Source organism: Nocardioides kongjuensis (genome assembly GCF_013409625.1).
In the GTDB taxonomy this organism is placed as follows: domain Bacteria; phylum Actinomycetota; class Actinomycetes; order Propionibacteriales; family Nocardioidaceae; genus Nocardioides; species Nocardioides kongjuensis.
This window is the reverse complement of record NZ_JACCBF010000001.1, coordinates 1879791-1893557: the sequence shown is the minus strand read 5'-3', so window position 1 is coordinate 1893557 and position 13767 is coordinate 1879791. Positions and strand designations below refer to the sequence as shown.

Sequence of the window (13767 nt, the reverse complement as noted above, 5' to 3'; positions counted from 1 at the left end):
GCCTAGATACCTCACCGGGACCGGACGTACGTTGGGACGCATGCGCGTCGGAGTCCTGACCGGTGGCGGTGACTGCCCGGGCCTGAACGCCGTCATCCGGGCCGTGGTGCGCAAGGGGGTGAACGAGCACGGCTTCGAGTTCGTCGGCTTCCGCGACGGCTGGCGCGGGCCGCTCGAGGGCGTGACGATGCCACTCGGGATCGAGCAGTGCCGGGGGATCCTGCCCCGTGGCGGCACCATCCTCGGGTCGTCGCGGACCAACCCGTTCGCGATCGACGACGGCGTGCAGCGGATCAAGGACAACCTCGCGGCAGCCGGGGTCGACGCGCTGGTCGCGATCGGCGGCGAGGACACCCTGGGCGTCGCCACGAGGCTGGCCGACCTCGGGGTGGCGGTGGTCGGCGTACCCAAGACGATCGACAACGACCTGTCCGGCACCGACTTCACCTTCGGCTTCGACACGGCGGTCAACATCGCGACCGAGGCGATCGACCGGCTGCACACGACCGCCGAGTCGCACCACCGGGTGCTCGTCGTCGAGGTGATGGGTCGGCACGCCGGCTGGATCGCGCTGCATGCCGGCATCGCCGGGGGAGCGAGCGCCGTCCTGATCCCCGAGGCGCCCTTCGACATCGAGGCGGTCTGCGCGCACGTCGAGACCCGGTTCCGCAGCGAGTACGCGCCGATCATCGTCGTCTCCGAGGGCGCCGTGCCGGCCGACGGCACCGGCATGACCCTGGTCAGCGGCGAGAAGGACGCCTTCGGCCATGTCCGCCTCGGTGGCATCGGGGACCGCCTCGCCCAGGAGATCGAGCAGCGCACCGGCAAGGAGGCGCGGGCCGTCGTCCTGGGCCACATCCAGCGCGGCGGCACGCCCTCGGCGTTCGACCGCTGGCTGGCGACCCGCTTCGGGCTGCAGGCGATCGACGCGGTGGCCGACGGCGAGTACGGCGTGATGGTGGCCCTGCGCGGCACGTCGATCGTCCGGGTGCCCCTCGTCGAGGGCACCGGTGAGCTCAAGCTGGTCAGCCCGGCGGAGTACGCCGAGGCGCAGGTCTTCTTCGGGTAGCCCGATGCACGCCTGGCGGGCGCCCCGCGCCTTCGACGGTCACCGCTTCCTCCCCGGCGGCGCGACGGTGCTGGTCGAGGGCGAGCGGATCGTCGGCGTCGAGCCGGCGGACTTCGCCGTGCCCCACGACTGCCCCGTCACGGCGTACGACGCGACGCTGCTGCCCGGGCTCGTCGATGCCCACGTCCACCTGGTCTCCGACGGCAGCGTCGGTGCGCTCGAGCGGGTCGGGGTGCAGGACGACGACGCGATCGACGCCCAGGTCGCCCGCTCGCTGGCGGCGCAGGCCGCCGCCGGTGTCACGACGGTCCGCGACCTCGGGGACCGGGGCTACCGGACGCTGCCGTTCCGGGACGCGCCCGGTCCGGCGACGCCCCGCGTGGTCGCCGCCGGTCCGCCGATCACCACCCCGGGAGGCCACTGCCACTACCTCGGCGGGGAGGCCGCGACCGACGCCGAGCTGACGGCGGCGGTCCACGAGCGCGCCGACCGCGGCGTGGACCTGGTCAAGGTGATGGCCGGCGGTGGCTTCCTCACGCCGGGCAGCGACATGATCGGCGCGCAGTTCGCGGTCGAGGCGCTGCGGCTGGTGGTCGTGACCGCCCACGACCGTGGCCTCCCGGTGCTCGCCCACGCGCACTCGGCGGTGGCGATCGAGGTCGCCCTCGCCGCCGGTGTCGACGGCATCGAGCACTTCACCGGCGTGACGGCCGACGGCGCCGTGCTCAGCGACGACCTGCTCGAGCGCACCGCGGCCGCGGGCGTGGTCGTCGACCCGACGATGGGCAACGACCCGGCCGTCCTGGCGCTGCTGCCCACGCCGCCGCCCGCGGTCGTCGAGATCATGGCCCGCGTCGGGCTCGACATCGAGGCCTTCTTCGCCCAGCGGTACGTCGACGTCGGCCGGATGCGGTCCCACGGCGTACGCGTCGTGCCGGGGGTCGACGCCGGTGCCGCACCGACGAAGGCGCACGGCAACGCGTGGCGCGCGGTCCTCGACCTGGCGACGGCCGGCTGGCCGCTGGCCGAGGCGCTCGCCGCCGGAACCTCCGGGGCAGCCGACGCCTGTGGGCTCGCCGCCGAGACCGGGGTGCTGCGGCCGGGACTGGCGGCGGACCTGCTCGTCGTCGACGGTGACCTGGCAGCCGACCCGACGGCGCTGGGCCGTCCGGTCGAGGTGATGGTGCGCGGAGTCCCGCTCAGCGCCTGACCGGCGACGCCGGGAGGTCCACGTCGACGACGAGCGCCCGGTGGTCGGAGAGCCGCATCCGGCGCGCCTCGGCCACCGCCGGGACGGCCGGCTCGGCGAGGACGTGGTCGAGCTGCTCGACCGGCCCGTGGGCCGGGAAGGTCGCCTCCGCGGCCAGGGGGTGCAGCCCGGTCAGCCTGGCCGCCCGCGCCAGGCCCATGTTGAGGTCGCCGGTCAGCACCAGCGGTCGCGGCGCACCGGACAGGGCGCGCAGCAGGAGCCGGAGCTGGTGGCCGTTCCACCACCGCACGAACGACAGGTGGGTGGTCGCGACGGTCAGTGCCCCGTCGGGGCCCGCGACGGTGGCGGCGACGGCGACCCGCGGCTCGTCCCGCACCCAGGTCGGGCGGGCCCGTCCGCCGAACCACATCGGCACCGGCGTCGCGACGGCCGGCAGCCGCACCACCTGCCAGCCGGTGACCGGGAGGCGGCTCAGCAGCGCGATGCCGTACGCCGCGTCGTGGGGCTGCTCGTCGCCGGTCGCCGCTGTCCACGTCGCTCCCGGGCTGCCGGCGAGGGCGGCCACGAACCGGTGGTGGGGCGCGCCCATCGCCTCGGCGGCGAGGGCGGTCAGGTCGGCGCAGCCCGAGCGCTGGAGCAGGTGGTCGACCTCCTGCAGGGCCAGCACGTCGGCGTCGAGGTCGCGGATCGCCTCCTGCAGCACCGCCACGTCGACCTCGTCGTCGTGCTCGGTACGTCCGCCCAGGATGTTGAAGGTCACGATGCGCATCGCGCCGGTGGTACCCGCCCGGATGCCGCCCACCCGGGCGGGTACCTCGTGCTCGCCGAGGATGCGCGAGGTGATGACGGGTGGGCGAGGCAGGTGAGGGGGCCCGGGGTTCCGGGCACCTGCGGGAGGCGTTGAAGCTGGTGGCGGTGCTGCTGAAGGAGACCGGGGTGCCGTTCGCGCTCGCCGGCAGCTACGGCCTGTGGGCCCGGGGCGGACCCGAGCCGGACCACGACGTCGACTTCATGATCGCGGAGGAGGACGCCGCGCGGGTCCAGGACGTGCTGGCCGAGTCCGGGCTCGACGTCGTGCAACCGCCGGAGGACTGGCTGTTCAAGGTGTTCGTCGACGAGGCGATGGTCGACGTCATCTTCCGGGTGCGCAACGAGTCGATCCTGCGCTCCCGCTTCGACGACGCGGACGAGATCGAGGTCGAGTCGGTACGGATGCCGGTGCTGTCCGCGACGGTGCTGATGACCGACAAGCTCGGGTCGTTGGAGGAGCACGCCTGCGACTTCACCGCGGTGCTGCCGGTGGCGCGAGCGGTCCGGGAGCAGGTGGACTGGAGCGCGGTGGCCCACGGAACCGCGGACAACCCCTTCGCACGGGCGTTCCTCGGCCTGCTCGAGGCGCTCGACGTCGCCGGGCCACGGGTCGGCGACATGCCGCCGGCGCCGGCAAATGCTTCCGTTCCGCCACGCCCTGCGCGAAGGTGAGGCACGGAGCACCTCCAATCTCGGGAAGGAACGACACCCCATGACGACGGAGACCACCGGCGCCACGGCGCCCGGACAGCAGGGACAGCCGGAGCTGAGGCGGGTCCTCGGACCGGGCCTGCTGCTGCTGTTCATCGTCGGCGACATCCTCGGTGCGGGCGTGTACGCCGTCACCGGGCGGCTCGCCGGACAGGTCGGCGGCATCGCCTGGCTGCCGTTCCTCGTGGCGTTCGCGATCGCCACGCTCACCGCCTTCTCCTACCTGGAGCTGGTGACGAAGTACCCGCAGGCGGCCGGTGCGGCCCTCTACGCCCACAAGGCCTTCGGCCTGCACTTCATCACCTTCCTCGTCGCCTTCACGGTCGTGTGCTCGGGCATCACGAGCGCCTCGACGTCCTCGGGCCTGCTGGCCTCCAACCTGCTGATCGGGCTCGGCAACGACGCACCGGGCAACGGGCTGGTGCTCACGGTGGCCCTCGGGTTCATGCTGGTCCTGGCGCTGATCAACCTGCGCGGCGTGGGGGAGAGCGTGAAGTTCAACGTCGTGCTCACCCTCGTCGAGATGTCCGCGCTCGCGATCGTCATCGGCATCGGCTTCTACGTGATCGGCAAGGGCGAGGGGAACCTCGACCGGATCACCGTCTTCGAGAACCCCGACGACAAGGGCCTGTTCATGGCCGCCACGGTCGCCACCGCGATCGCGTTCTTCTCGATGGTCGGCTTCGAGGACTCCGTCAACATGGTCGAGGAGACCAAGGACCCCGAGCGGATCTTCCCCCGGATGATGCTCACCGGCCTCGGCATCGCGGTGATCATCTACATGCTCGTCGCCGTCTCCGTCGTCGCGGTGATCCCCGCCGACGAGATCGGCACGCCGACCAACGCCGAGGCGGGCATCCTCATCGACGTCGTCAAGATCGGCGCCCCGGACCTGCCGATCGACGACGTCTTCCCGTTCATGACGGTCTTCGCCGTCGCCAACACCGCGCTGATCAACATGCTGATGGCCAGCCGGCTGATCTACGGCATGGCCCAGCAGCACGTGCTGCCGCCGGTGCTCGGCAGGGTGCTGCCGGGCCGGCGCTCGCCGTACGTCGCCATCGGGTTCACCACCCTGCTGGCCCTCGGGCTGATCACCTACGTGCGGCTCGGCTCCGAGAGCACCATCGTCGCCTCACTGTCCGGCACCACGGCACTGCTGCTGCTCGCGGTCTTCACCATCGTCAACATCGCCTGCCTGGTGCTGCGCCGCGAGCCGTCCCGGCCGCACGCCTTCCGGGCACCGACGGCGGTGCCGGTCCTCGGCGCCATCCTGTGCGCCTACCTGCTCGGCCCGTGGGCCCGGCTCGAGGCCGACATGATCCAGTACAAGATCGCCGCCGGCCTGCTCGGGCTCGGCATCGTGCTGTGGTTGGTGACCCGCCTGTTCCACAAGCCCGAGGGCGGTCACTTCGCCGACATCGAGCACATGGACATCGATCCGACCGATGACTGACCACTGGGTACGATTGGGCGGTGAGCAGCCTTCCGTCCCTCGAGCAGTTGCACGCCATCGGAGCGAAGCAGCAGCCGTCGTACGACGACCCAGCGGCCCTGGCCGCTGCCGTCGCACGTCTGCGCACGCTGCCCCCGCTGGTCTTTGCGGGCGAGTGCGACGAGCTGAAGGCGAAGATCGCGGCCGCCAGCCGTGGTGAGGCCTTCCTGCTCCAGGGAGGCGACTGCGCCGAGACCTTCGTCGACGCGACCGCGGACAACACCCGCAACAAGCTGCGGGTGCTGCTGCAGATGGCGGTCGTGCTGACCTACGCCGCGTCCGTCCCGGTCGTGAAGGTCGGCCGTCTCGCGGGCCAGTACGCCAAGCCCCGCTCGTCGGACACCGAGACCCGCGACGGCGTCACCCTGCCGGCCTACCGCGGCGACGCGGTCAACGGCTTCGAGTTCACCCCCGAGTCACGCCGTCCCGACCCGCAGCGGCTGCTCGACGTCTACCACGCCTCGGCCTCCACGCTGAACCTCGTGCGCGCGTTCACCACCGGCGGCTACGCCGACCTGCGCCAGGTGCACACCTGGAACTCCGAGTTCGTCCGCAACAGCCCCGTGGGCCAGCACTACGAGGCGATGGCGGCCGAGATCGACCGGGCGCTCACCTTCATGAAGGCGATCGGCGCCGACCCGGAGGAGTTCCACCGGGTCGACTTCTACTCCTCCCACGAGGCGCTGCTCATGGAGTACGAGCACGCGATGACCCGGATCGACTCGCGCACCGAGAAGCCCTACAACGTCTCGGGCCACATGGTCTGGATCGGTGAGCGCACCCGCCAGATCGACGGCGCGCACGTCGAGTACTTCAGCCACATCAGCAACCCGATCGGCTGCAAGCTGGGCCCCGGCGCGACCGCGGACGACGCGCTGGCCCTGGCCGCCAAGCTCAACCCGACCAACGAGCCGGGCCGGCTGACGTTCATCACCCGCTTCGGTGCGGGCAAGATCCGCGACGGGCTGCCGGCGCTGGTCGAGAAGGTCACCGCCGAGGGTGTCGACGTTGCCTGGGTGTGCGACGCGATGCACGGCAACACGTTCGAGGCCTCCAACGGCTACAAGACCCGCCGCTTCGAGGACGTCCTCGACGAGGTGCAGGGCTTCTTCGACGTGCACCGCGCGCTCGGCACGGTGCCGGCCGGCATCCTCGTCGAGAACACCGGCGACGACGTCACCGAGATCGTCGGTGGCGGCGAGGAGCTCGACGAGCAGGGCCTGGCCCACCGCTACGAGTCGGTCGTCGACCCGCGCCTCAACCGGGTGCAGTCACTGGAGCTGGCCTTCCAGGTCGCCCAGATGCTCGGCAAGAAGTGATCGATCTCCGCTCCGACACGGTCACCCGGCCGACGGACGCGATGCGGGCCGCCATGGCGGCCGCCGAGGTCGGCGACGACGTCTACGGCGAGGACCCGACCGTCCGCGCGCTCGAGGAGCGGGTGGCGGGGCTGTTCGGCCACGAGGCCGCGCTGTTCACGCCGACGGGGTCGCTGGCCAACGTGCTCGCGGTCGCGGCCGTCGTCGCACCCGGCCAGGAGGTGCTCTGCGAGGCCCGTGCCCACGTCGCCCGGGCCGAGCTCGGTGCGCACGGCGCGGTCAGCGGGCTGACCATGCGCACGTGGTCGCACCCGCGCGGGCAGGTCGACCTCGCGGCGGTCGGGGAGCTGTTCGCCCCCGACCTGGGCCCGTACTTCGTGCAGACAGCCGCCCTCTCGGTCGAGAACACCCACAACTTCGCCGGGGGAGCGGTGCTCCCCATCGCCGACCTGCACGACGTCCGCGACTTCGCCGACGACCACGGGATCAAGGTCCACCTCGACGGCGCGCGGATCTGGAACGCCCACGTCGCGACCGGCGTACCACTGGCCGACTACGGCGCCGTGGCCGACGTGATGGCGGTGTGCCTGTCCAAGGGACTCGGCGCCCCGGCCGGCTCGCTCCTGCTCGGCGCCCAGGCGGTGGTCGAGGAGGCCCGGGTGCGCCGCAAGCGGCTCGGCGCCGGCATGCGCCAGGTCGGCATCCTCGCGGCCGCGGGCCTGCACGCCCTCGACCACCACGTCGAGAGGCTCGCCGACGACCACACCCACGCCCGGCTGCTCGCCGAGGCCGTCGGCACCGACCCCGCCGGTGTCGACACCAACATCGTCGCCTTCGACGTCGCGGACGCCCCTGGCTTCGTGGCCCGCGCCCGTGAGGCGGGCGTGCTCGTGGGCGCCGTCGGAGCGCGCACCATCCGGTTGGTCACCCACCTCGACGTCGGCCGTGCCGACGCGGAGCAGGCCGCGCAGGTCCTCGCCGGCCTGGCCTGAGGATCAGGCAGGTGCCCCGCGCAAGCGCACGTCGCTGATCGCGGTGAAGTCCCGGCCGTTCGGGCCCTTGCCGGGCGCGCTCACCTCGACCAGGTGCAGCATGACGCGTCGCGTCGCCACCGGGCCGACCGGCTGGAGCTGGACGCCCTGCCGGTCGCGGAGGTCCTGGGTGATCCGGGTGCCGTCGTCGAACTCCCACTGCACCGCGAGGATGCGCCGGTTGCCGCGGTACCAGTTGTCGGTGCCGTCGACCTTCGCATAGCCGTTGACCAGGCCGACCTCGGTCAGCACGACGTCGCGGCCGAGGTCGAACACCAGCGTCGCGCCGGTGCCGTCCCCGGGCATCCGCCACGCGGTGCGTGGCCTGCCGTCGAGCATGTTGCCCGCGACGTAGGTGACCGGGTGGTTCTGCCGGTCGCGCGACGCGGGCGCGGTCGCCGGGACCTCCGCCTTCGCCGTCGAGGTCAGGTCGCGCAGGTCGGCGGTGGCGGGCGGCTCCACCGGGCCGCCGGTGCCGGTGCTGTCGGGCAGCGGCTCGCCGGAGGCGCCGGCGCTCGGCGGCGTGACCGGTCCGGCGCCGTCCGTGCCCTGCCCCCGGGCCGAGCGGTCGCTCGCGTCGGGGTCGTCACCGCCGCCGCTGACCAGCAGGAAGGTGCCGATGCCGGCGACCAGCGCGAGGACCACGATCCCGAGCAGCCACGGCAGCCACGGCGTGCCGGCCCGCGCGGGCGAGCCGGGGGCGCTCGGCGGTGCGAACGCCGGCACCGGGGGCGCCAGCTGGGTCGTCACCGCAGGAGGTGCCGCCGGCGGGGGCCCGGGCGGCGACGCCGGGGCGTCGGCGTACAACGGGTAGCGCGCGGCAGGTGGCAGCTGGCCGGTCGGCGGGGGTACGACGGGCGCGCTCGTGGCGGGCGCCGCCTCCGGGTGCCGGCCGGGAACGGGCTGCCCGCAGTTCGTGCAGAACCGGCCGACCCCGAGCACGTGCCCGCAGCTGGTGCAGTCCGTCGGGGTGGTCATCGCGGGGCTCACCGTACCCCGACGAAGTGGTGAGGTGTCAGCACCCGGTCATCGGCCGTGCGCTCAGCCGGCCTTCGCGCGTCGGCAGGCCTCCGCCTCGATGTCCTCCAGGTCGTGCTCGAGCACCTTGCGGGTGCGGTCGTAGCTGAAGCCCCCGAACATCGCCCACATCGCCCGGCTGAGCACCGAGCGGTGGCTCATCTCGACCGTCGTGGTCATCGCCAGCCGGGTCCCGGTCGCCTCCGGACCCGACGGCGTCAGGCGGTAGGCGGTGCGGATGATGTCGTTGCCGACCTCCGCCTCCACGACGGTACGACGCTCCGGCTCCGACTCGACGACCTGGATCTGCTCGGGCCCGTGGTGCCCGAACAGGGTCCGTCGCTCGCGCCAGGTGGTGCCGACGTCGTACTCGCCCTCGGTGAGCACCTCGCTCTCGCTGACGCTGCGCAGCACGTCGGGTGCGTGGGCGACGTCGGTGATGACGTCCCACACCTGGGCGGGTGGGGCGGGGATCGTGCTGTGCACGTGGATGATGTGACCGGCCATGTTCATCTCCCAAGGGTTGGTCCCCCCACCCCCCATGGTGCGCCTGCCCAGCGGCTCTGGCCACCCTCACGCCGCCCTACGCCGCTCTCACACCGCCAGGTGCGTGACCTCGCCCTCGACATGACGGCGCGGGACCAGCTCGACGACGAGCATCGCGGCGAGGACGAGCAACCCGCCGCAGAGCATCCGCCCGGTCACCGACTCGCCACCGAGCAGCACCGCGAAGAACGCCGCGAACACCGGCTCCATGCTCATGATGATCGCGCTGCGGGTCGCGGGAAGGTGCGCCTGCGCCCAGGTCTGGGCGAGCAGTGCCGCGGCGCCGGCGAACAGGGCCATGTAGACCAGGTTCAGCCAGTCGCCACCCCGCTCGGGCAGCACGATGCCCGGCTCGCCCGAGACCAGCGCGGCGACCAGGCAGATCGCGGCGATGACCAGGATCTGCAGGATCGACATGCCGAGGGCGTCGACGGGACGCGACCAGGCGCCGAGGGCGACGATGTGCGCGGCGTACAGCAGCGCGGCGACGAGCGTGATCGCCTCGCCGTACCCGATCGAGAGGCCGTCGAGGGTGAGCACGCCAAGCCCCGTCGTGGCGAGCACGACCGCGCCCCAGGTGGCGGGGGTGATCCGGGTCTTCAGGACCAGGGCCGCGAACAGCGGCGTCGCGACGACGTACAGGCCGGTGATGAAGCCGGACACGCTGGCCGGCGTGTGCGCGAGCCCCGCGGTCTGCAGGATCTGGCCGACGCCGTAGAGCGCGCCGAGCACCAGCGCCCGGCGGCGCACGTCGGGCGCGAGCCGCGCGACCGCCCGTGGCGCGACCAGCAGCATCACGCCACCGGCGAGGAGGAAGCGCACCGCCAGGAAGTCGACGGTGGGCACCCGCTCGAGCAGGTCCTTGATCAGGAAGAAGGTCGAGCCCCAGCACGCGGTCATCGCGAGCAGGGCGAGCGTCGCCAGGAGGGCGGTACGACGGGAGGTGCTGCCGGCGACCGCGGAGCGGTCAGACGACATAGAGGACGACCGTGCTGCCCTTGCGCACCTTGGCGCCGCCGCCGGGCTCGGTGCTCCACGCGACCGATCCGTTGATGTAGATGTCGGCGTGCTCGACCCGGACCACGAGGCCGAGGTCCTCGAGCATGGCGATCGCATCGTCGGTCGACTTGAGCCGCACCGCCGGCACCACGACCAGCTCCGGTCCCTTCGAGACGACCAGCTCGACCTTGTCGCCCTTGTAGAGGGTGCCGGACTCGGGGGTCTGGCTGATCACGTCGCCCTCGGCGACGTCGTCGCTGTACTTCTCGTCGACGACCTCGACGTCGAGGCCCTTCTTGCCCAGCACCCGCTTCGCCTTGTCGGCGTCCTTGCCGACGAAGCTGCGGACCTTGAGCGGCTTGCGGCCCTTCGAGACGACCAACGTGACCGAGGTGCCGACCGGCAGGCCCTGCGCCTCGGGGGTCCCGAACGCCGGCGTGGACCGGATCACGCGGCCGGCCTCGACGGTCTCCGACCACTCCTCGACGGGCTGGCCGGCGACGAACTTGACCTCGCGCAGGGCCGCGGTCGCCTCGTCGACGGTCTTGCCGGCGAGGTCCGGGACGTCGTACCGCTCCTTGCCGCGCGAGACGGTGAGGGTGACCTCGCCGTCGGGCAGGATCTTCGCCCCGGGCCGCGGGTCGGTCGTGATGACCACGCCCTTGGCGACGCTCTCGGAGTAGACCTCCTCGACCTCGGCACCCAGACCGGCCTTGTCGAGCTTCGCGGTGGCCGCGGCCTGCTCCAGCCCGATCACGCCGGGGGTGGTCGTGTAGCGGCCCCAGCCGACCCACCAGGCGGTGGTGCCGACCGCGGCCGCGAGGAGGACGAGCACCAGCGCCACCGCGATGCCCTTGGCCCGGCCCGGCCTGCGTTCGCGCGGGAGCCGGGGCTGCTTCGGGGGTGCCGGCGGGGGCGGCAGGGGAGCGACCGGGACGGGCGGTCGGGGGCGCTCGACGATGACCGAGGTGCGCTCGTGGTCCGGCGAGGCCCCCGGGGAGACCAGGTCGGGCATGCCGTCCCACAGCGAGGACACCGGCTCGGGCGTGGTGTCGCCGCCGACGTCGGTGGCCTCCGCCGGCGCCACGGCGCGGGCGGCGGGCAGCAGGTCGGCGACCAGCTCGGGGTCGGAGCGCACCCCGTCGTGGAGCGCCTGCACGACGCGGCGCACGTGGTGCAGCAGCACCGTCGCGTCGGCCGGGCGCAGGCTGGGGTCGCGGGTGGTGGCCCGAGCGGTGAGGGCGTCGACGTAGTCGGGGATGCCGGGCACGACGCTCGACGGCGCCGGGACGTCCTCGTGGACGTGGCGGTAGGCCACCGCGATCGGGGTCTCGCCGGTGTGGGGCTTGGTGCCGGTCAGCAGCTCGAACAAGATCACGCCGGCGGCGTACACGTCGGCGCGCGCGTCGGCCCGCTGCTCGACCACCAGCTCGGGGGCGAGGTAGGAGACGGTGCCGATGAGCACGCCGTTGGTCGCGGTGTGCTGGGTGTCGGCGCTGACCGCCTTGGCCAGGCCGAAGTCGGCGACCTTGACCCGGCTCGCCCCGGAATGGGGATCGGTGGCGATCAGGACGTTCTCGGGCTTCACGTCGCGGTGGATCAGGCCCGCGCGGTGGGCGGCGCCGAGCGCGGACAGCACCGGGTCGAGCAGGGCCAGCGCCCGCTCGGGAGACATCGGGGCGTCCTTGGTGATGGTGTCGCGCAGGGTGTGGCCCGGGACGTACTCCATGACGAGGTAGACGGTCCCGTCGCTCTCGTCGCGGCCCTGGTCGAAGACGGCCACCACGTGCGGGTGGGAGATGCGGGCCGCGGCCCGGGCCTCGCTGACGAAGCGTCGCGCGAACGAGTCGTCGTCGTGCGTGGTCGAGTCCCCGAGGCCGGGGTGCATGATCTTGACGGCCACCGTGCGGTCGAGGCGCGTGTCGAGGGCCTCGTAGACGCTGGCCATGCCGCCGCGGGCGATCCGGATGCCGATCCGGTAGCGGCCGTCGAGCAGGCGGCCGAACTGGTGGTCCTCCACCCGCTTCGAGGACGCCGACGGCGCAGCGGGGCCGGACGAGGGGTCGCCGGGGCGCGCGGCGTGGCCGCCGCGGGCGCGCTGGTCTTCGTGCACAGCGACCCTCCTGTGCATGTTCTGCTGGACCGGCCGGGGAAGGTGACCGGAGCGACCATCGTACGGGGAGGCGCCACGCCCGCCCGAAGCCACGCCGACGGGCGTTCCCCACGCGCGTGGGGGAAGATGGCCCCATGAGCGAACCGCGACTGGCCGACCACGACCTCGCCGCCCTCGTCGAGGACTGGCTGGACTGGGACCAGGCCGCCGACCTGATCGGGGTCACGCCGGCCAAGGTGCGCACGATGGTGCGCGACCACCAGCTGGCCGCCGCCGTGCCCGCCCCCGGGCAGCGGCAGGCGATCCCGGCGCTCTTCCTCGTCCACGGCGAGCCGGTCAAGGGTCTCCCCGGCCTGCTCACCGTGCTCCACGACAACGGCTTCGACGACCGCGAGTGCATCGCCTGGATCTTCCTCGACGCCGACCTGCCGGGTCGTCCGATCGACGCGCTGCTCGAGAACCGCGGCTCCGAGGTCAAGCGCCGCGCCCAGGCGCTCGCCTTCTGAGGCTGCGCGTGCCGAGGATGGACCGCCGGACGACCCGGGTCGTCTCGACGGCGATCACCGTCGTCCTGCTGGTCGCCGTGTGGTGGCTGCAGTCGCGCGGCGGTGACGACGCCGAGCCGTCGCGGGCGGGCGACAGCGTCACCTCGTCGGCGAGCGCCACGCCCACGCCGAGCCCCACGTCCACGGCGACGTCCACCCGCTCGGCGCGGCCGAGCCCGTCGGCGCCGCGCGACGAGGACGGCATCGCGTACGTCGACCTGGCCGACCTGCCGCCCGAGGCGGCCGAGACGGTCGAGCTGATCGATGCGGGCGGGCCGTTCCGCTACCCCGGCAAGGACGGCTCCACCTTCGGCAATTTCGAGGGCGTGCTGCCGGACCGGCCGCGGGGCTACTACCGGGAGTACACCGTCGACACCCCCGGCCTCGACCACCGCGGCGCGCGCCGGATCATCGCCGGCGACCGTGGCGAGCTGTACTGGACCGCGGACCACTACGAGTCGTTCGAGAGGATCCGGAGGTGACGGGGTGAGCGGTCTCGCAGCCGTCCTGGCCGGGCGCCAGGCGCCCGGTGTGCACCGGTGGGAGTCGGCGCTCGACGTCGCCGACGTGCAGCACGCGGCCGAGCACGCAGGCTGGGGCTTCGGCTACGTCGACGGCGCGGCCCTCGACGCCCGCGCCGACGTGCTCCGGGCGATCGGCAGCGCCCTCGGGTTCCCCGACCACTACGGCGCCAACCTGGACGCCCTCAACGACTGCCTGCGCGACCTGGCCGGCCCGACCGTGCTGCTCTGGGACGCCTGGTCGGGCTTCGCCCGTGCCGAGCCGCGCTGGTTCGGGCTGGTCGTGGAGGTCCTCGGGGACCGGGGCGAGGCAGGTCCCCCCGTCGAGGTGCTGCTCCGGGGAGTCGGGCCCGCGGACGCCGTACCCCTGCTGGCCTGAGC

Annotated in this window: 14 protein-coding genes; 9 read left to right on the top strand and 5 right to left on the bottom strand. The window is 73.1% G+C overall.

The genetic code is table 11. From position 1 onward, the window contains the following. Nucleotides 1-40 precede the first annotated feature (40 nt). The gene (locus BJ958_RS09100) at nt 41-1069 is read left to right on the top strand and encodes a 6-phosphofructokinase (protein WP_179726543.1); all 1029 of its coding nucleotides are present in this window, start codon (nt 41-43) and stop codon (nt 1067-1069) included. A 4-nt stretch (nt 1070-1073) separates the two neighbouring features. Next, nucleotides 1074-2279, top strand: coding sequence for an amidohydrolase family protein (locus BJ958_RS09095; protein ID WP_179726542.1), 1206 nt, complete (start codon nt 1074-1076; stop codon nt 2277-2279). Here BJ958_RS09095 and BJ958_RS09090 read toward each other — a convergent pair. Next, nucleotides 2269-3048: an endonuclease/exonuclease/phosphatase family protein gene (locus tag BJ958_RS09090; RefSeq protein WP_179726541.1), complete on the bottom strand. Its 780-nt coding sequence runs from the start codon at nt 3046-3048 to the stop codon at nt 2269-2271. The genes BJ958_RS09095 and BJ958_RS09090 overlap by 11 nt on opposite strands. A gap of 80 nt (nt 3049-3128) precedes the next feature. On the opposite strand from BJ958_RS09090, the gene BJ958_RS09085 reads away from it, so the two are divergent. The 4 genes from BJ958_RS09085 to BJ958_RS09070 are packed head-to-tail and all read left to right on the top strand — an operon-like array spanning nt 3129 to nt 7606. Further along, the gene (locus tag BJ958_RS09085; RefSeq protein ID WP_179726540.1) at nt 3129-3761 is read left to right on the top strand and encodes a nucleotidyltransferase domain-containing protein; all 633 of its coding nucleotides are present in this window, start codon (nt 3129-3131) and stop codon (nt 3759-3761) included. A gap of 40 nt (nt 3762-3801) precedes the next feature. Continuing rightward, entirely contained in the window at nt 3802-5256 is a 1455-nt protein-coding gene (locus BJ958_RS09080) for an APC family permease (protein WP_179726539.1), read from the top strand. Between the two features lie 20 nt (nt 5257-5276). Beyond that, on the top strand, nt 5277-6614 hold the full coding sequence (locus tag BJ958_RS09075; RefSeq protein ID WP_179726538.1) for a class II 3-deoxy-7-phosphoheptulonate synthase: 1338 nt from the start codon (nt 5277-5279) through the stop codon (nt 6612-6614). After that, nucleotides 6611-7606, top strand: coding sequence for a GntG family PLP-dependent aldolase (locus BJ958_RS09070; protein WP_179726537.1), 996 nt, complete (start codon nt 6611-6613; stop codon nt 7604-7606). The genes BJ958_RS09075 and BJ958_RS09070 overlap by 4 nt, the downstream gene beginning before the upstream one ends. Before the next feature lie 3 nt (nt 7607-7609). Here BJ958_RS09070 and BJ958_RS09065 read toward each other — a convergent pair whose 3' ends face one another. The 4 genes from BJ958_RS09065 to pknB form a co-directional block, all read right to left on the bottom strand. After that, a complete protein-coding gene (locus BJ958_RS09065) occupies nt 7610-8623 on the bottom strand; it encodes a discoidin domain-containing protein (protein WP_179726536.1) in 1014 nt (337 codons plus the stop codon). Between the two features lie 63 nt (nt 8624-8686). Beyond that, nucleotides 8687-9169: an SRPBCC family protein gene (locus BJ958_RS09060; RefSeq protein ID WP_179726535.1), complete on the bottom strand. Its 483-nt coding sequence runs from the start codon at nt 9167-9169 to the stop codon at nt 8687-8689. An 87-nt stretch (nt 9170-9256) separates the two neighbouring features. Further along, a complete protein-coding gene (locus BJ958_RS09055) occupies nt 9257-10186 on the bottom strand; it encodes a DMT family transporter (RefSeq protein ID WP_179726534.1) in 930 nt (309 codons plus the stop codon). Then, nucleotides 10176-12320 carry a Stk1 family PASTA domain-containing Ser/Thr kinase gene (gene pknB, locus BJ958_RS09050; RefSeq protein WP_343052622.1) on the bottom strand — a complete coding sequence of 715 codons (2145 nt, stop codon included), beginning with the start codon at nt 12318-12320 and terminating at the stop codon, nt 10176-10178. The genes BJ958_RS09055 and pknB overlap by 11 nt, the downstream gene beginning before the upstream one ends. Nucleotides 12321-12454: 134 nt before the next feature. Here pknB and BJ958_RS09045 point away from each other — a divergent pair, with 134 nt between their 5' ends. Genes BJ958_RS09045 through BJ958_RS09035 form a run of 3 tightly spaced genes read left to right on the top strand, consistent with a single transcriptional unit; the run spans nt 12455 to nt 13765 of the window. Further along, nucleotides 12455-12826, top strand: a complete 372-nt coding sequence (locus BJ958_RS09045) for an Rv2175c family DNA-binding protein (RefSeq protein ID WP_179726532.1) — start codon at nt 12455-12457, stop codon at nt 12824-12826. Between the two features lie 17 nt (nt 12827-12843). Beyond that, nucleotides 12844-13347 (top strand): guanyl-specific ribonuclease, encoded by a 504-nt coding sequence (locus tag BJ958_RS09040; RefSeq protein ID WP_179726531.1) that lies wholly within the window; start codon nt 12844-12846, stop codon nt 13345-13347. Between the two features lie 4 nt (nt 13348-13351). After that, nucleotides 13352-13765: a barstar family protein gene (locus tag BJ958_RS09035; RefSeq protein ID WP_179726530.1), complete on the top strand. Its 414-nt coding sequence runs from the start codon at nt 13352-13354 to the stop codon at nt 13763-13765. Nucleotides 13766-13767: the final 2 nt, after the last annotated feature.